This window comes from Candidimonas nitroreducens, from assembly GCF_002209565.1.
Classification (GTDB): Bacteria; Pseudomonadota; Gammaproteobacteria; order Burkholderiales; family Burkholderiaceae_B; genus Candidimonas; species Candidimonas nitroreducens.
On the sequence record NZ_NJIH01000003.1, the window covers coordinates 835,277 to 852,818 of the forward strand.

General features: G+C 66.9%; 15 protein-coding genes. 5 read left to right on the forward strand and 10 right to left on the reverse strand.

Annotation, left to right across the window (positions count from 1 at the left end; translation table 11 throughout):
* Positions 1 to 1,524 (forward strand): DNA recombination protein RmuC, encoded by a 1,524-nt coding sequence (rmuC, locus tag CEY11_RS07440; RefSeq protein ID WP_088602694.1) that lies wholly within the window; start codon positions 1 to 3, stop codon positions 1,522 to 1,524.
* A 15-nt stretch (positions 1,525 to 1,539) separates the two neighbouring features.
* Here rmuC and CEY11_RS07445 read toward each other — a convergent pair whose 3' ends face one another.
* From CEY11_RS07445 to CEY11_RS07475, 7 genes are all read right to left on the reverse strand, one after another.
* Positions 1,540 to 2,250 (reverse strand): GntR family transcriptional regulator, encoded by a 711-nt coding sequence (locus tag CEY11_RS07445; RefSeq protein ID WP_088602695.1) that lies wholly within the window; start codon positions 2,248 to 2,250, stop codon positions 1,540 to 1,542.
* A 105-nt stretch (positions 2,251 to 2,355) separates the two neighbouring features.
* Positions 2,356 to 4,050: a thiamine pyrophosphate-binding protein gene (locus CEY11_RS07450; protein WP_088602696.1), complete on the reverse strand. Its 1,695-nt coding sequence runs from the start codon at positions 4,048 to 4,050 to the stop codon at positions 2,356 to 2,358.
* Between the two features lie 297 nt (positions 4,051 to 4,347).
* The gene (locus CEY11_RS07455; RefSeq protein WP_088602697.1) at positions 4,348 to 4,665 is read right to left on the reverse strand and encodes an NIPSNAP family protein; all 318 of its coding nucleotides are present in this window, start codon (positions 4,663 to 4,665) and stop codon (positions 4,348 to 4,350) included.
* Between the two features lie 12 nt (positions 4,666 to 4,677).
* Positions 4,678 to 5,622: a 2-hydroxyacid dehydrogenase gene (locus CEY11_RS07460; RefSeq protein ID WP_088602698.1), complete on the reverse strand. Its 945-nt coding sequence runs from the start codon at positions 5,620 to 5,622 to the stop codon at positions 4,678 to 4,680.
* 22 nt (positions 5,623 to 5,644) lie between these two features.
* Complete coding sequence (locus CEY11_RS07465) at positions 5,645 to 6,601, reverse strand: Bug family tripartite tricarboxylate transporter substrate binding protein (protein WP_088602699.1); 957 nt, start codon at positions 6,599 to 6,601, stop codon at positions 5,645 to 5,647.
* A 50-nt stretch (positions 6,602 to 6,651) separates the two neighbouring features.
* Positions 6,652 to 7,551 (reverse strand): SMP-30/gluconolactonase/LRE family protein, encoded by a 900-nt coding sequence (locus CEY11_RS07470; RefSeq protein WP_088602700.1) that lies wholly within the window; start codon positions 7,549 to 7,551, stop codon positions 6,652 to 6,654.
* A gap of 80 nt (positions 7,552 to 7,631) precedes the next feature.
* On the reverse strand, positions 7,632 to 8,363 hold the full coding sequence (locus CEY11_RS07475) for an RraA family protein (RefSeq protein WP_088602701.1): 732 nt from the start codon (positions 8,361 to 8,363) through the stop codon (positions 7,632 to 7,634).
* A gap of 224 nt (positions 8,364 to 8,587) precedes the next feature.
* Here CEY11_RS07475 and CEY11_RS07480 point away from each other — a divergent pair, with 224 nt between their 5' ends.
* Together CEY11_RS07480 and CEY11_RS07485 are read left to right on the forward strand one after the other, a co-directional pair.
* Positions 8,588 to 9,382 carry an IclR family transcriptional regulator gene (locus tag CEY11_RS07480; RefSeq protein ID WP_158215229.1) on the forward strand — a complete coding sequence of 265 codons (795 nt, stop codon included), beginning with the start codon at positions 8,588 to 8,590 and terminating at the stop codon, positions 9,380 to 9,382.
* A gap of 91 nt (positions 9,383 to 9,473) precedes the next feature.
* On the forward strand, positions 9,474 to 10,718 hold the full coding sequence (locus CEY11_RS07485; protein ID WP_088602703.1) for an NAD(P)/FAD-dependent oxidoreductase: 1,245 nt from the start codon (positions 9,474 to 9,476) through the stop codon (positions 10,716 to 10,718).
* A gap of 12 nt (positions 10,719 to 10,730) precedes the next feature.
* Here the strand turns inward: CEY11_RS07485 and CEY11_RS07490 are convergent, their stop codons facing one another.
* Together CEY11_RS07490 and mdlC are read right to left on the reverse strand one after the other, a co-directional pair.
* Positions 10,731 to 12,182 (reverse strand): aldehyde dehydrogenase, encoded by a 1,452-nt coding sequence (locus tag CEY11_RS07490; protein ID WP_088602704.1) that lies wholly within the window; start codon positions 12,180 to 12,182, stop codon positions 10,731 to 10,733.
* A 119-nt stretch (positions 12,183 to 12,301) separates the two neighbouring features.
* Positions 12,302 to 13,936 (reverse strand): benzoylformate decarboxylase, encoded by a 1,635-nt coding sequence (mdlC, locus tag CEY11_RS07495; protein WP_088602705.1) that lies wholly within the window; start codon positions 13,934 to 13,936, stop codon positions 12,302 to 12,304.
* 288 nt (positions 13,937 to 14,224) lie between these two features.
* Between mdlC and CEY11_RS07500 the strand changes: the two genes are divergently transcribed.
* The gene (locus CEY11_RS07500) at positions 14,225 to 15,127 is read left to right on the forward strand and encodes a LysR family transcriptional regulator (RefSeq protein WP_088602706.1); all 903 of its coding nucleotides are present in this window, start codon (positions 14,225 to 14,227) and stop codon (positions 15,125 to 15,127) included.
* Between the two features lie 41 nt (positions 15,128 to 15,168).
* Here the strand turns inward: CEY11_RS07500 and CEY11_RS07505 are convergent, their stop codons facing one another.
* Positions 15,169 to 15,939, reverse strand: coding sequence for a GntR family transcriptional regulator (locus CEY11_RS07505; RefSeq protein ID WP_233154753.1), 771 nt, complete (start codon positions 15,937 to 15,939; stop codon positions 15,169 to 15,171).
* Positions 15,940 to 16,276: 337 nt separating this feature from the next.
* Between CEY11_RS07505 and CEY11_RS07510 the strand changes: the two genes are divergently transcribed.
* On the forward strand, positions 16,277 to 17,290 hold the full coding sequence (locus tag CEY11_RS07510; RefSeq protein WP_088602707.1) for an ABC transporter substrate-binding protein: 1,014 nt from the start codon (positions 16,277 to 16,279) through the stop codon (positions 17,288 to 17,290).
* Positions 17,291 to 17,542 lie beyond the last annotated feature (252 nt).

The window sequence follows — 17,542 nt, forward strand, 5'->3', positions numbered from 1 at the left end:
ATGAACCAAGCCGTTCCCTTGCCGACCGTTGTGCTGCTGGCTTTGCTGGCCCTGGCTGTGGGGGCCGGCGCCGTGGCCTGGTATACGCGCCGCGCCGCGGCTGTCTTGCGTGAGCGCTTGCTGCTCGCGCAGGCCGCGGCCGGCCAGCGCGACGAGCAGTTCGCCGCCCAGCGTGCCGAGCTGGAACAGGCGCGTGGCCGGTACGCCAGCCTGGAGGCCGAGCGCTTGCAGATCGAACGTATGTGCGCCCGTTTCGAGACCGAGGCCGCGGGCTTGCGCCAGCGCCTGGACGAAGCCCAGCTTAGCCTGGCCGCGCGGGAACAAGCCTTGCAGGCCTCGACCGGGCGCGCCGCGGCATTGGACAAAGAACTGGCCGAGCTGCGCATCACGCATCAGGAAAAGCTTGCCGCGCTGGAAGACGGCCGCCGCGCGCTGGAGCAGGCGCGCCAGCAGCTCAAGATCGAATTCCAGAATCTGGCCAACCAGATCCTGGAAGAAAAGGGCCGCAGCTTCGCGGCCACCAGCCAGCAGTCGCTGGACGCGCTGCTCAAGCCCTTTCGCGAGCAGATCCAGGGCTTCCAGCAGCGCGTCAACCAGGTGCACGACGAATCGGTGCGCGGCAATGCTTCATTGGGCGCGCAGATCCGCCAGGTGCTGGACATAGGCGTGCGCATGAGCACCGAAGCCAATACCCTGGCCAGCGCCCTGAAGGGCGACAAGAAGACCGCCGGGAACTGGGGCGAGATCCAGCTGGAAAACGCCCTGCAGCAGGCCGGCCTGGTCGAGGGCGAGCACTACGAGGCCCAGCCGCGCTTCCAGGATCAGCAGGGCCAGGCGCGCCAGCCCGACTTCGTCGTCAAACTGCCCGACCACAAGCACATGGTGCTGGACAGCAAGGTGTCACTGGTCGACTACGACCGCGCCATCGTCGCCGAGACCGAGGCCGAGCGCCAGGCCGCGCTCGAGGCCCACGTGAAGGCGGTGCGCAACCACATCGACGATCTCAGCAAGAAGGACTACAGCAATCTGATCGGCATGCGCAGCCCCAGCTTCGTGCTGATGTTCATGCCGATCGAACCCGCCTACATAGAGGCCTTGAAGCACAACAAGGACTTGTTCAATTACGGCTATCAGAAGAGCGTGATCATGGTGTCGTACACCACGCTGATGCCCATATTGAAGACCGTGGCGAACCTGTGGATGGTGGCGCGCAGCAACGAACAGGCGCAGGAACTCAGCGGCCGCGCCGGCGAGATCTACAACCAGGTTGCCCTGGTGGCCGAGCGCCTGAAGCGCCTGGGCGCCACCCTGGGCACCGCCAGTCAGCACTACAACGACACCGTCACCGCGGTGGCCGGCCAGCAGGGCCTGTACGGCAAGGTGCTGCGCTTCGGCGAACTGTCGGCCAAGGCCAACAAGGCGCTGCCGCAGGTCGAACCGCTGCACCGCGACTACGAGGCCGAGCGCCTGGATCTGGTAGTGGGCGAGCGGCCCGCCATTACCGGAGACAAGAAGGGCTCTTAGACAGAATGGCTTGCATCAAGCCTGGCCGTCAAGAAAAATGCGCGCCAGACCCATGGTGATGGATTCCTTGATCTGCTGCGTGCGTTGGGAAATATGCGCGCGCATGCAGGCCTGCGCCTTGTCCAGATCGTGGTCGCGCAGGGCGGCAAGAATCTGCGCATGTTCGGCCTGGGTCTTGCCGCGCCCGATCTGTTCCATATTGATCCAGCGTACGAAGCGGATGCGCGCGTTCAATTCGCCCAGCATGCGCCGCAATTCATTGTTGCCGGACAGCTCGGCCAGCATGTCGTGGAATTTTTCGTCGAGCGCCACCAGATCCAGCACGGGGTAGTCTTTCGGCACCTTGCGGCTCTGGCCGAGAAAGGCTGCGACCTTATCCAGTTGTTCCGGCGTGGCGCGGCGCGCGGCCAGCCTCAGGCATTCGACCTCGATGGCCTCGCGCGCTTCGTATAAGTCTTGGGTCTCTTTCAGGTTCAGCGAACGGCGCACGTAGCCGCGCCCCGACTCCTCCAGAAAGCCATCGCGTGCCAGCAGATTCAATGCGTCCCGTATCGGCGTGCGGCTCACTTCCAGCCTCTCTGCCAGCGCGACTTCGTTGAGCCTTTCCCCGGGCTTGATTTCATACAGGATCACCATGTCGCGGAGTTTCTCGTAGACCTGGGACGAGGTGTTGCGGGCCCGGCCGCCTGCGGGGCGGGCTGTGGCGGCTATGGTCGATGTAGGCATATATGGATCGCTGTGTGGGTCGGGGCGGCTGCGCTGCGCGCGCGATTGCCTGGCGGCATAGGCATTATCTGCAATAGCCGGCGGGCAAGCGCGCGCCGTGCTTTGTCAGCCCATCCACTGGCTGACGGGAGCGGCGGCATCCTGCAGGGGCTGGGCGATGATGTCCAGCAGCGCCGGCCCGCCATGATCGAGCGCCGCCTTCAGGGCCGCGTCCAGCTGCGTGGGGTCTTCCACCCGCCAGGACTTGACCCCATAGGCCTGCGCCACCAGCGCGTGGTCGGTGCGGTTGAAGTCCACCGAGAAATAGCGCTGCTCGTAGCCGGCCTTCTGGCTGGCCTTGATCCAGCCGTATACGCTGTTGGAAATTACGATCATCAGCAGCGGCACTTTGTAGCGGGTAATGGTTTCCAGCTCGCCCACCGTGAAGCCGAAGCTGCCGTCGCCCATGATGGCCGCCACCCGGGCGCCCGGGCGGCCGATGCTGGCGCCCACGCCGGCCGACATGGCGAAACCCAGGGCGCCGTGGGCCCGGTTGGTGATGAAATGCCGGCCCGGCTGCGACTGGTTGAAGTAGGCCGAGAAATAAGGGCAGGGCGTGCCGGGGTCGGCCACCACGATGGCGTCTGCGGGCAGCAGCCGGTTCAGCGCGTCCACGATGCGCTCGGGCCGGATCGGCGCGTCGGTGCAGTGTGCCAAAGGTTCGAAGGCGGCCAGCTTCGTGCGCCTGGCCTGCGCCGCGGCCTGGTAGCCGTCTGCCGCATCGGCAGGCCGATGCGCCGCGCGCGCCTTGACTTCTTGATTCAGCATGCGCAGCGCCAGCAGCGCGTCGGCCACCATGCCGACTTCGGTGCGATAGTTGGCGCCGACCACCATGGGGTCGGAATCGATGTGCAGGATGGTGGCTGCGGCCGACGGGAAACGCCACTGCTCGGTCGTGGTCGAGCCCGCGCGGCAACCGATGAACAGCACCAGGTCGGCGCCGGACACCACCTCGCGGGTGGCCATGACCCCGCCGTTCGAGCCCACCACTCCGGCGTTCGCCGGATGGCTGTCGGCCAGGCTGCCCTGCCCGCTGACCGTGGTGCATACCGCGGCGCGCAGCGTCTCGGCCAGCTCGGCCAGTTCGGCGCAGGCGCCGGCGATGACGACCCCGCCTCCGCATATGATGACCGGAGCCCGCGCCGCCACCAGCTTGTCCGCGGCCCGCGCCACGTCGGACGGATCGGGCGCCGCGCGCATGGCCGGGAAGCGCCCGTGCTCGGGCTGGGCCCACAAGGCCTGGGCGTCGACCTCGTGCTTCTGCACGTCATAAGGCAGGCATATGTGCGCCGTGCCCGGGCGCCCCGTGGTCATGGCCCGGAACGCCGTGCGCATGGCGCCGGGAATCTGGTCGGCGCGGTCTATGGTGGTGTTCCACTTGGTCAGGGGTTTGTACAGGCTTTGCTGATCCAGCTCGGTCAGTGGATACTTGCCGCGCGCGCCCACGGACACGTCAGAGGTGATGCCCAGCACCGCGATGGAAGACTCGTTGGCCTCGACCAGGCCGGGCAGCAGGTAGGTTGCACCGCCGCCGCTGGGCCCTTCGCAGACCCCGACCTTGTTGGTGACCCGCGCATAGCCGTCGGCCATGTAGGCGGCGCTGCGTTCGTCGCGGGTAAGAATATGCGTCATGCCGTGGTCGAGCCGCGCCAGCGCATCGTAGAACGGCAAACTGGTGTCGCCGCATAGGCCGAATATGTGCTTGACGCCATTCAGCTCGAGCATGCGTACGACCGCTTCCGCACCGGTCAGCTTAGTCATGGTGTGTTCCTTTTTTGTGCGTGGGCCCTGGGTGGGGTTTGTGAACATCAATGTATGCAATGATACATTCAAAACAGGCTTGTGATGAAAATAAAGGGCGGGGGATGACTCGAGAGTGCGGCGAGGGCCGCGCTTGATAAGGCACGGGCAGGCAGGCGTGATGCCGCTCCGGCGCCATGGCGGGCGCGGATGTGCGGGGGTCTGGAACGGGATTGGGGTCGGGCTTGCGGATCAGGCGCGTGGAATGGGCATGCGGAACGGGCGGCACTGGTGCCGCCTGGAAATCGTCCCTTCAGCTCAAACGTGTCGCGGGCAGAACGGCGCGTCGCGCATGATCTTTACTTCCTGGGCCACGAAGGTGCCGCGGTTGATGCGCTTGAACTCGTGCCAGGCGGGGTCGGCGTCCAGCGCGGCGCGGCGCTGCTCGCGGTCAGCCATGTCGTCGTAGACCCAGATGTGCAGCACCTGGTTCAGCGGCCCGATCTCGCTGACGAAGAATCCCAGCAAGCGCCCCAGGTGCTTCATCTGCAGGGGCAGGGCGTATCGCTCGTAGCGGGCCAGGTAGCTGTCCATCTGGCCGTGGGCCACGGTGTAGGTGCGGTGTTCGAAGATCATGGGTAGGGTGCTTCAGGCCGGTGGGGTAAGTACCTTGCCGGTGGTGAAATAGGCTTGCAGGTTGTCCAGTACCAGTTGTTCCATGGCGGCGCGGGTCTCGCGCGTGGTGGCCGCGACGTGCGGTAGCACCACTACGTTGTCGCGGCCCAGCAGCCCGGGCGGAACGTGGGGTTCGTGTTCGTAGACGTCCAGACCGGCCCCGGCGATGTGTTCTTGTGCAATGGCCTCTGCCAGCGCCTGCTCGTCGACTACGCTGCCGCGCGCGATATTGATCAGGAAGCCCTGAGGCCCCAGTGCGCGCAGTACCGGCGTGTTGATCAGGTGATGGGTCTCGGCGCCGCCGCGGCAGGCCACCACCAGGAAGTCGGCCCAGCGCGCCAGTTCGATCAGATCGGGCTCGTAGTCGTACGGTACTTCAGGCCGCGGCTTGCGGCCGTGATAGCGTACCGGCATGTCGAAGCCGCTGCCGCGCCGGGCGATGGCCGCGCCGATGCGTCCGAGGCCGACGATGCCCAGGCGCTTGCCGCTGACGCGTGTGGCCAGGGGAAACGGGCCGGCAGGCCAGCGGCCTTGCTGCACGTGGCGGTCGGCGGCCACCAGGCCGCGGGCGCTGGCCAGTATCAGGCCGAAGGCGCAGTCGGCGACGCAGTCGTTGAGCACGTCGGGGGTCGTGCTGACCTGCACGCCGCAGCGGGCCGCGGCCTGTAGATCCAGGCCTTCGAAGCCGACCCCGAAGCAGGCCACCACCCCTTTGCCCAGCGACTCGAAGATGTCGGCCGTGCATCCGTGGCGCGACATGGTGACTGCGCCGTCGAAGCTGCCGGCCGTGCGCGCCAGGAAGGCGCCGCGCTCGGGCTCCTTCCAGAGCGGGTGCATCTGGTAGCGCTGTTGCAGCACCGCTTCGAGCGCGGAGGGCAGGGGGCCTATTTGCAGGAGGCGGGGTGGGGCAGCTTGCATAGGTCGATATATCGGGTAGGTGTCAGTTGGTATGGATGCCCATTTTCTTCAGCCATGGCAGCCACCGTTCGAAGCTGCTGTCCAGCATGGCCTTGAAGGGGGCGGCTCCCATGGGGTCGTTGAAGCCGGCGGCCGCCAGTTTAGCCGCCACGTCGGGCTGGTGCACGACCTTGGCCAGGGCGTCTTCGATTTTCTTGCGAGTCGCGGCGGGAGTGCCCGCGGGCGCCAGCACGCCGTACCAGTTGCTCATTTGCAGCGAGGGCATGCCGGCCTCGACCGCGTCGGGGATCTCGGGCAGCAGCGGCGAACGCTTGGTGTCGTAGATGACCAGCCCCTTGATGCGGCCCTGCTTGACGTAGGGCAAGAGCACCGGCACGTCGGCATTGACCAAGTCGACCTGGCCGCCCATCAGCGCCACCAGGGCCGGCGCCGCGCCGCGGTAGGGGATATGAACCAGCGGCACATCGGCGGCGTGCCTGAACAGTTCCGCGCCTATCTGCATGGTGCCGCCCACGCCGGTGGAGCCGTAGTTCAGGCCCTTGGGCGTGGCCTTGGCCTTGGCGACCAGCTCGGCCAGTGTGTTCACGCCCAGCGAGGGCCGCACCGCCAGCATGGTCTGCACCTTGCCCAGCAGGTAGATGGGGTCGAAGTCGGTGCGCGGGTTGTAGGGCAGGTTGGGGGTAGTGCCGGCGGTGATCACCAGGCTGGAGGTGGTCAGCAGCAAGGTGTTGCCGTCGGGCGGCGCCTTGGCCGCGAGCGCGTCGCCGATGACGCCGCCGGCACCGCCGCGATTGTCGACGATGACGGTCTTGCCCAGGGCATCGCTTAGCCCCGGCGCGATGATGCGGGCGATCTGGTCGGTGGGGCCGCCGGCCGAGAAGGGCACGATCAGCTTGATGGTGTCGGCGGCGTGTGCGCCGGATGCCATGGCCAGCGCCGTGCAGGCGCTTAATAGAGAGCGCAGGATGAATTTATGCATGATGAGAGGTCTCCGTCTTGTTTTGTGATGGGGGGTGAATAGGCCGGTCGTCAGCCGCCGTAGCGCGGCTCGGGCAGGCCGCGCACACCGACCTGCAGCGCCAGCAAGGCGCCGGCCAGGGGCTCGCGGGCCTGCTGTTCGGCGCTGAAGCGCTGCGAATGGCTGGTGATGTACAGGGTGTCGAGCTGGGGGCCGCCGAACGCCGGGCAGGTGGGATTGGTGACGGGCAGCTGGATGACGCGATCGACGCGGCCGTCCGGCGCCAGGCGCACCAAGTGGCCGGTGGCGACCATGCAGTTCCACACATAGCCTTCGGCATCCACGGTCGCGCCGTCCGGCCGCCCGGCCTGATGCGTCCAGTCCTTGAAGACGCGGCGGTTGTGTATGGCGCCTTCGTCGATGTCATAGTCGAACACCCAGATCACCTGGTTATGGGTGTCGGCGAAATACATGTGGCGATCGTCGGGGCTCCAGCAAATGGCATTGGGTAGCGCGAAGCCATCGAGCATGGCGTGGCAGCCATGGTCGGGGTCGAGACGGTACAGCGTGCCCAGCGGCTCGCGCAGTACGTCGTGCATGCTGCCGACCCAGAATCTGCCGCGTCGGTCGCACTTGCCGTCGTTCAGGCGCATGCCGGGCCTGCCGTCTTCGGGATTGGCGATGCGCAGCGCCGGCTCGTTGCTGGCGGGATCGTACAAATAGATGCCCGTGCCCGTGGCCAGCACGAAGCCGCCGGACTCGCGCAGGGCGATCGAGCCCACGGTCGCCAGATCGGGGTGCAGGCGCTGGGCGGCGTGGCGGCCGCTGGCGGGCTCGTAATATTGCAGCGCCGGGCGGCGCACGTCCACCCACCACAGGCGCTGGCTGCGTTCGCACCACAGGGGCACTTCGCCCAGAATGTCGGCGCTGTGCACGACGCACTCTATGGGGACGTGGGTTTCTATCTGCATGGCGGGTGTTTCCTGAGCTGGGTATGTCGGATTTGGAATTGCGTTTTGGGGGAGCGTATTTGGCCGGGCTGTTCGCAGGCTCACTTGTAGCGGGTCGCGGCGAGCGTGGCGAGATCCACGCCCGAGGCGATGTCGGCCTTCTGGCGCCGGTCGCCCGAGTCGATTTTCTCGGCCTCGGCCAGCACGGCCTCGGCGTGGGCGTAGGGCACGAACACGACGCCGGCCTCGTCGGCGGCGACGATGTCGCCCGCGTCTACCGACACCCCGGCGATGCGCACGCGGCCGTTGATTTCGACGGTTTGCAGGCGCCATTTGCCGGTAATGGGCGTGACCCCGCGCGACCAGATGGGAAAGCCCAGCCCGCGCGAGGCGTCGGGGTCGCGGAACGAGCCGTCGATGACGGCCCCCGCGCAGCCGCTGCGATGCGCCAGCGTAGCGGACTGGCCGCCCATGTTCGAGATGCCCGCCAGGCCTTCGATGACGACGACGTCGCCGGGCTCGGACAGGTTGTAGGCCTCGTGTTCGCCCATGCGGCCCTTGCCCGTGGCGGCGGCGCGCATGGGGTTGTCGCCGCGTTCGACGTTGCGTACGGTGACGGCCTGGCCGAGCAGGCGCTTGCCGGGCAGGGTGGGAGCCAGCACCAGGGCGGGGATGGCGCCGCACAGGCCGAGATTGTCCATGGCGTCGGACAGCGCGCCGGTCAGGTCGTCGATGCGGGCGTAGCGCTGCAGCAGTTCCGGCGCCAGGCGCGGCAGATCCATGCGACGGATGGCCTCGCGCGGTACCCGGCCAGTGAGTTTTTTATCGGTCATGATGTGCCCGGCGGCCGGAGCTGGCGGCTGGTAAGCGAAAATCGGAGTAAAGCGGTCTGAATAATTTCAAATAATATCCCATTATTTAAATTATGTAAATAATCTCACTTAATGGGATTATTAATTTACAATTGACGCAAGAGGCTATGTATCCGTGGCCGCGCAGTGTACGGATCACGCTGTCACCCTATACAATTCCTGTGGTAGCTTCACAATCGCTGTTCATGACGCCAGCCCCCAGAGAATCTTCTTCCACTCTAAGCCGCGCGCTGGACATCCTCGGGATGTTCTCCACCGCCGTGCCACTGGTGGCCGTCGAAGACATCATGGCGCACATGGGCTACACGCGCTCCACCGCCTATCGCTACATCAAGGAGCTGAGCGACGCCGGCCTGGTGGCGCCGGCGTCGGCGGGCAGCTACAGCCTGGGGCCGCGCATCGTCGAACTCGAACGCCTCATGGAACTGACCGACCCGCTATACCGGGCCGGGCGCAAGGTGCTCGAAGGCCAGCACTGCGAGAACAATGCGCTGCTGCTGCACAATGTCTACGATGACAAGGTCTTGTGTATCTACAAAGTGGGGCCAGACGTGCTGCAGCAGGGCAACCAGCACATGACCATACGGCGCGCGCGCGGCATTCCGTTTTCCCTGTTCCAGGGTGCCGCCTCGCTGGCGATGCTGCCCTATCTGTCGGCGCACCGCATCCGCCAGACCTATCTGCGTTCGGCCGCGGCCATTCAGGCCGCCGGACTGGGGGCGAGCTGGGACGAGTTCCGCCGCAAGATGGCGGCGATACGGCGCGTGGGCTACGCCACCAGCCGCGGCCAGATCACGCCCTTCGTCATGGGCGTGGGCGTGCCGATCCTGCTGCCGGAAGACAAGCGCCTCATCGGCAGCCTGGCGCGGGCCTGTCCCGCGGCGGCCATGCCCGAAGAGCGCGAGGCCGAGTGCGCCGCCGAGCTGCGCGTGCTGGCTGCGCGCATCGCCGATGAATACGCCGTGGCGGCGCATCGCTGAGCCGGCCGGGCCGGGACTACAATAAATTCGCGGCCGCGGCGCCCCGGCACGACCGCCTCATTTCTTTCCGGGCGTTTCCAGGGAAACAGCCATGCAGCGCATACTCGTACTCGGCGCCGGCTTTGCCGGCTTATGGAGCGCCCTGGGGGCTGCCCGCGAACTGGACGAGCTGGGGGCCGCCGGGCGGGCCGAGGTCATGGTCGTCAACGCCACGGGCTACCACTCCATCCGCGTGCGCAATTACGAAGCCGATCTCGACGTGACCCGCGTGCCATTGGGCGAAGTGCTGGATCCGGCGGGTGTGCGCTGGGTCGTCGGCACGGTGCAGGACATCGATACCGGCGCCCGCGCGGTCGAAGTCGACGAGCAAGGCGCGCGGCGCAAGCTGCAATACGACCGCCTGGTGCTGGCACTGGGCAGCCGCCTGGTGCATCCGCCCATACCGGGGTTGGCGCGCTGCGCCTTCGATGTCGATACTTATGCGGGCGCGCGCCGCCTGGAGCAGCATCTGGCCGGGCTGGCGCAACGCGCCGACGCGCCCGGCAACTGGACGGTGCTGGTGGTGGGGGCGGGCCTGACCGGCATAGAGCTGGCCTGCGAACTGCCGGGCCGCCTGCGCAAGATTGCCGGTGCGGCACATGCCGGCCAGGTGCGTGTGCTGCTGGCCGACCGCAGCCCCGTCATCGCCCAGGCCATGGGCGGCGCCCAGCCGGTCATCGCGCAGGCGCTTGCCGACCTGGGGGTGGAAACGCTGCCGGGCGTCAGCGTGCTCGAGGCCGATGAACATGGCGCGCGGCTTACCGACGGCACCCGCATCGAGGCCGCGACCTTGGTGTGGTGCGGCGGCATGAGGGCGCACCCGCTGATGGAAAAAATCCCCGCGCCGCGCGATGCGCTGGGCCGCGTGCCGGTGGACGAGTTCTTGCGGGTGCAGGGCGTGCCCGGCGTGTATGCGGCGGGCGATTGCGCCCGCGCACTGGTCGACGGCACGCACGAGTCCGTCATGTCGTGCCAGTACGGCAGGCCCATGGGCCGTTATGCCGGCCACAACGTGGCCGCCGAACTGATGGGGGCGCCGCTGCTGCCCATGTACATCGATTGGTACACCACGATCCTGGATCTGGGGCCCTGGGGCGCGGTGTACACCGAGGGGCGGGATCGCAAGCTGGCCGACCAGGGCGCATCGGCCAAGCGCACCAAGCGGCTCATCAACGGCCAGCGCATTTATCCGCCGCGCAGCGGCAAGCGCGCCGACCTTTATGCCGCGGCCGCGCCGGTCGTGCAGGCGCCGCCGCCCATGCTGGCCGGCACGGGCGCGGCGGCTAGGGCCTGTTAGGGTGAACAGGCCCTAGAACGGATACTGGCGCGGCGCAGTCTGCAGCGTGATCCAGCGCAGCTCGGTGAAGGCCTCGATGCCGGCCTTGCCGCCGAAGCGGCCGAAGCCGCTGTCCTTGACGCCGCCGAAGGGCATTTGCGGCTCGTCGTGCACCGTGGGGCCGTTGACGTGGCAGATGCCCGATTCGATGCGGCGCGCCACTTGCAGCGCGCGCGCCAGGTCGCGGCCGAACACCGCGGCCGCCAGCCCGTAAGAATTGTCATTGGCGCAGGCCACCGCCTCGTCCACGCCGTCGACACGCACGATACCCTTGACTGGGCCGAAAGATTCTTCGCCGTAGATCTTCATGGCGGGGGTGACGCCGTCCAGCAGCGTGGCGGGCATCAGCGTGTTCTCGGCCTTGCCGCCGCAGGCCAGCCGCGCCCCGTGCGCCAGCGCGTCGTCGATCAAGGCATTGCAGCGCTCGACGGTGGCCTGATCTACGACCGAACCCAGCACCACCGGGCCCTTGCGCGGGTCGCCCAGCGGCAGGGCGGCCGCGCGCTTGGCCAGGCGCGCGACGAATTCGTCGGCGATGCGCTGGTCGACGATGATGCGCTCGGTGGACATGCAGATCTGGCCCGAATTGGCAAAGGCGCCGAAGGCCGCGGCGTCGACGGCGGCGTCGATATCGGCGTCGTCCAGCACGACCAGGGGCGCCTTGCCGCCCAGTTCCAGAACCACGGGCTTGAGGTGTTCGGCGCAGAGGCCGGCAATGATCCTGCCCACGCGCGTCGAGCCGGTGAAGTTGACGCGCCGCACGGCCGGGTGCGCGATCATGGCTTGCACGACTGCCGACGCATCTTCAGGCGCGTTGGTCACGAAATTCACCACCCCCTTGGGCAGGCCCGCTTCCTGCAGCGCCTCGATGATCAACCCGTGGGTGGCAGGACACAGCTCCGAGCCCTTGAGCACCACGGTGTTGCCGCAGGCCAGCGGCGTGGCGATGGCGCGCACGCCCAGGATCACGGGCGCGTTCCAGGGCGCCATGCCCAGCACTACGCCGGCGGCCTGGCGCACGCCCATGGCCAGGCTGCCGGGCACGTCGGACGGAATCAGCTCGCCGCCGACCTGCGTGGTCAGCGCCGCGGCTTCGAGCAGAATGCCGGCGGCCAGATGCACATTGAAGCCGGCCCAGATGGCCGAGGAGCCGGTCTCCGCCGCCATCGCCGCGGTGAAGTCGTCGGCCCGGGCTTCGAGTGCTTGCGCCGCCTTCAGCAGCAGTGCGCGGCGTTCGGAAGGCCCGCTGGCCGACCAGGCGGGAAAGGCCGCGGCGGCGGCCTGCACGGCCCGCAGCGCGTCTGCGGCGGTGGCGGCCGGTGCGAGGGTGGCGACGCTGCCGTCCAGCGGGTTGCGGCGCTCGAAGGTGGCGCCGCCCGTGGCCTGGGCCCGTTCGCCGTCGATCAGCAGGGATATGCGGTTCATGGTGGATCTCCGAAAACAAGTGCCGCGGAATCGGGCGGCGCGAATGAAAGTATGGCGGATCGGGCTGGCCCGGGGCTCGTGGGCCGCGCCGGCGGGTCTTGCGGCGGCGGCCGCGGTTTTCAGGCGATATCGACCTCTACGAGTATCGGCCGCGGCGCGGCCAGCGCCTCGCGCAGCGTCTGCTCGAGGCGCGCCGGCTCGTGCACGTTGACGGCGTCGCAGCCCTGCCCCCTGGCCAGGGCCACGAAGTCGATGCCCGGCAGCTCGGAGCCTTCCAGCTTGTCGCCGCTGCCGAAGCCGAAGGTCGGAGCGAAATCCTGCAAGGCGGCATAGCGCCGGTTCTTCAGAATGATGAAGGTGATCGGCAGTTGCAGCTGCGCGGCGTTCCACAAGGCCTGGATGGAATACAGGCTGGAGCCGTCGCCGATCAGCCCGATGACCTTGCTGCCGGGCTTGGCCAGCGCCACGCCTATGGATGCCGGCAGCGAGTAGCCCAGGCCGCCGCTGCACATGGTGTAGAAGGTTTCCGAGCGCAATATGGGCAGATAGCCGTGCATGATGGGCCGGGCGCTGGGCGCCTCTTCGACGATGATGGAGTCGGGCGCGCGCACCTCGGCCAGGGTTTGCAGCACGTAGGCGGCCGACATGGGCGACGAGGGCTGGGCGCGCGGGCGCGGCGCGCGCGGCGCGGGCGGTTCGCGCCGCGGCGGCGCGGGGCGGGCAAGCAGATCCAGCAGCCCCAGGCGTATGCCGCCCACCGCCGCGGTGCCCAGCGGCGCCCAGGCGGCGATGGTCGGGTCGTCGATCAATTGCACCAGCCGGCTGCCCGGCCGCAGGTGCGGGCCTGCGCCTTCGACGTGGTAAGTGAAGGCCGGCGCACCCAGCGCGAACACCAGGTCGTGGCCGGCAAGCAGCGAAACAATCTGTTCGCGGTGGGCGGGCAGGAAGCCCGCGAACAGCGGGTGGTCTTCGGGAAAGCCGCAGCGCCCCGACATCGGCGCCGCCCACACCGCGGCGTTGTGGCGCTGCGCCAGCTGCAGGGTCTGTTCCCAGGCGCCGTCGCGGTCGACGGCGGCGCCCACCACCAGCGCCGGGCGGGCGGCACCGTCGAGCGCATCGCCGATGGCCTGCAGCACCTCGGGCTGCGGCCGCGACTCGGTGCTGACCGTGCGCGGCTGCACCGGCTCGCAGAGCCGCGCCCAGTCGTCGGCGGGTACGGATACCAGCACCGGGCCGCGCGGCTGTTGCATTGCCAGGTAGTAGGCGCGGGCAATGGCCAGCGGCACGTCTTCGGCGCGCGCCGGCTCCACGCTCCATTTGACGTAGGGCTTGGGCAGTTCGGTGGCCTGGGCGGAAAACAGGAAGGGGTCGAAGGGCAGGATGGAGCGCGCCTGCTGGCCGGCGGTGATGACCAGCGGCGTGCGGTTCTTGTAGGCGGTGAATATATTGCCCATGGCGTGGCCCACGCCCACTGCCGAGTGCAGGTTGACGAAGGCGGCATTGCGGGTGGCCTGGGCGTAGCCGTCGGCCATGCCGACCACCACTGATTCCTGCAGCCCCAGCACATAGCGGAAATCGGCGGGGAAATCGCGAAACAGCGACAGCTCGGTAGAACCCGGGTTGCCGAAGATCGTCGTCATGCCGAAGTCGCGCAGCAGTTGCAGAACGGCCTGGCGCACGGTGACGCGGCCGTCAGCGACGTCCGACGGCGCTGTTGCGCAAGATGGAGAGGTAGTGGATTGCGATGTTTGCATAGGGTCTCTGTTGCGGCTGCGGCGCGGCCTGCGCCGCATGGAAAAGCGCGCGCCGCGTCGCGTTGTGCGGATGCCCGGCGGGTTCAATACGTGAACGCAGTGTGCAGGAAACGACGGGGCCACGGGGCGCCAGACGCCATCATCGGCCACGCAGTGCCATAAATCAATAAAATGAGCCAACTATGTATTATTAATCTAATGCATATTGAAATATAGGCATGCGGGCATATCGTGCCCGCGATGCGTACAGCCGCCATAGCCAGCCATAGTCTCGGGGCGACAGCCACCATGCATATCAAAGATATAGACCTCAACCTGCTGCGCCTGTTCGATGCCGTCTACCGTACGCGCAATGTGAGCCGTGCCGCGCTCAGCCTCGATTTGACACAGCCGGCGGCCAGCCAGGGCCTGACCCGCTTGCGCAGGCTGGTCGGCGACCCGCTGTTCGTGCGGGCCGCCGGCGGTGTGCAGCCGACGGCGCGGGCGCAGCGCCTGGCCGCGGCCGTTGGCGACGCCCTGGCAAGCCTCGAGGCGGCGCTGGCCGAATCGGCGCATTTCGATCCTTTGCTGTCGCAGCGCACCTTCCGCCTGCACATGACCGACGTGGGCGAAGGCAGCTTTTTGCCGGGGCTCATGATCGCGCTGCGCGAGCGCGCACCGAACGTGCGCCTTGCCAGCGAGCCCGTGGCGCCTGAGCAGATCGGCCCCGCCATGGATCGCGGCCGTATCGACTGCGCCTTCGGCTTTCTGCCCACGGTCAAGGAAACGCGCCGCGTGCTGCTGTTCCAGGATCGCTACGTGGTGCTGCTGCGCTCCGGGCATCCCCATGTGGGCCGGCGCCGCGGCGCACGCGCGCTACTCGAAGGGCTGCGCGAGCTGGAATTCGTGTCGGTGCGCACCCACGAGAACACGCTGCGCATCCTGCAGGTGCTCAATCTGGAAGACCGGCTGCGCCTGACCACCGAGCACTTCATGGCGCTGCCGGCTGTCATCAAGGCCAGCGATCTGGCGGTGGTCATGCCGCGCAACATCGCCCGCAGCTTCGCCGCCGAAGGCGGCTACACCATCCTGGAGCCCGAGTTTCCGCTGCGCGATTTCGACGTGTCGCTGCACTGGAGCCGGCGCTACGAGGCCGATCCGGGCAATCGCTGGCTGCGCGAACTGATCGTCGAGCTGTTCGGCAGTGCCTGATGCGGATCCGTGTGATGGCTCGTGCGCCGTGCGCCGTGCGCTTATTGCGCCATCTTCGGCACGTACTCGTATTCCTGTGTGTTCAGGTACGACAGGCGGTATTCCACCGGCTGGTGGTGATAGGAAAACGCGATGCGGTGTATTTGCAGCAGGGCGGTGCCGGGCTGCACGCGCAGCAGGCCGGCCAGGCGCGAGTCGGCCAGGCAGGCGCGCACGCGCTCTTCGATGTGGATGACGTTCAGGCCGAAGGCGGTCTGGTACAGGCTGTAGATGGTGCTGGGGCGGTTGCGCAGCTGGGCTTCCGTCAGGCCCGCGAACAGCGCCTCGGGCACGGTGATCTCGTCGACCTCGACCGGCGCGCCGTGCAGGCTGAGCAGGTTGGTGTAGGTGAAGACCTTGGCGCTGTGGGCGATGCCGAGCTTTTCGCAGACCCTCTTGTCGGCGCGGGTCTTGGCGAACCGTTCCAGCGTGATGGCCGGTTCGGTGCGCTCGCCGTCGTGGCGGATCACATTGAAGAAGTGGAACAGGTGATGGTCGCGGCTGTGCATGGCGACGAAGGTGCCGCGGCCCTGGTGGCGGATCAGGATGTTTTCCGCGGCGAGTTCGTCGATGGCCTTGCGCAAGGTGCCTATGGACACCTTGAAGCGCTGGCTGAGCTGCTTTTCGGCGGGAATGACCTCGCCGGGCTTCCATTCGCCAGAGGCCAGCCCGGCGAGCATCTGGCGCTTGACCTGCTTGTACAAAGTCAGGCCGACGCTGGGAGTAGAAGTGGTTTCGCGCATGATTGCTGCAGTCTTGTCGTTGTAATTCATGGTGGTCGACGGCCATTTTAGCGGCACGAAACCGGGCGCCGGCCGCTTGCCTAATTATAGGCAGTAATCCTCAATTGATACACATCATATAGTTGACATCGATATTTTCAACACCTATGATGGGCCGCATATATGCCGTGGATGTGGCCGCAGCCCTGCGCCATTCCTTGTTTCCGGCGCCTCGAATTCTCTGTATATTGATTGTCCGGGCCTGATCCGTTTCGGGATAAGTGCGCATCGCGGCACGTATCAGGCCTGGTTGCCCTCCCGCGCCGCGGGACGGCTTGCAACTGGGGTGTGTCAAGCGCCTTTCTGAAAATCAAAACAGGAGACAACATTGAAATTCAAGAAAACCGGATGGCCCGTCTGGGCCGCGGCGGCGCTGCTGGCCGCCACCAGCGTCAGCGCGACGGCGGAAATAAAGGTGGTGCACGTAGCCCAGCAATATGGCATTGCCTATCTGCCGCTCATGGTCATGCAAGACCAGCATCTGCTGCAGAAACAGGCCAAGGCCGAGGGGCTGGGCGATATCGAGGTGAAATGGGCCAAGTTCGCGGGCGGCAACGTCATGAACGACGCGATTCTGTCGGGCGACCTGCAGTTCGCGTCGGGCGGCGTGGGGCCCTTCGTCACGCTGTGGGCCAAGACCCGCGGCAATATGGACGTGAAAGCGGTGTGCGCCATGGATTCCATGCCGCTGATGCTGACCACCCGCAACCCGGCCGTGAAGACCATCAAAGACTTCACCGACAAAGACCGCATTGCACTGCCGGCGGTCAAGGTGTCGATCCAGGCGATCACGCTGCAAATGGCGGCCCAGCAGGCTTTCGGCAAGGGCCAGGAGGGGCGCCTGGACAAGCTTACCGTGACGCAGTCGCACCCCGACGGCATGGCCGCGATGCTTTCGGGCAAGGGGGCCATAGACGCCCACTTCACGTCGCCGCCGTACCAGTACATGGAGCTTGCCCGGCCCGGCATCCATACGGTGCTGAATTCCTACGACGTCACGGGCGGCCCGCACACCTTCAATGTCATCTGGACCACGTCCAAATTCGCCAAGGAAAACCCCAAGACCTACACCGCCTTCCTCAAGGCTTTCACGCACGCCATCGACTACATCAACCAGGACAAGAAGCGCGCGGCCGAGCTCTACGTGCGGCTCAACAAGTCCAAGGAACCGATCAGCTTCTTTGAAAAGATCCTCAACGATCCCCAGGTGAAGTTCACCACCACGCCCGAGAACATGATGAAGTACGTCGACTTCATGTACAGCATAGGCCGCATCAAGGTCAAGCCGGCATCATGGAGCGAAATGTTCTTCCCCAACATGAAGGGTGCCAACGGCAGCTGATCGGGCGGCCGTACGTAATCCGGCCCGCGCAACGCGGGCCGGGGCGGCTTTTCCCGCGGGCGTTTCGTCACGTTGTGCCGGCGGGTTGGCCGCCGGTATACAGGGCCGGCTATTTCGCGCCAGCCGCATCGCGGCCGGCGCCGCGCATTTCCGCGCCTTCGTCGGGAGACAGGCGGTAGAAGTAGAACAGCGAGCACCAGGTCAGGGCCCCCACCACGATGAATGCCGGCGAGAAGTCCGTGGCGCCCAGGG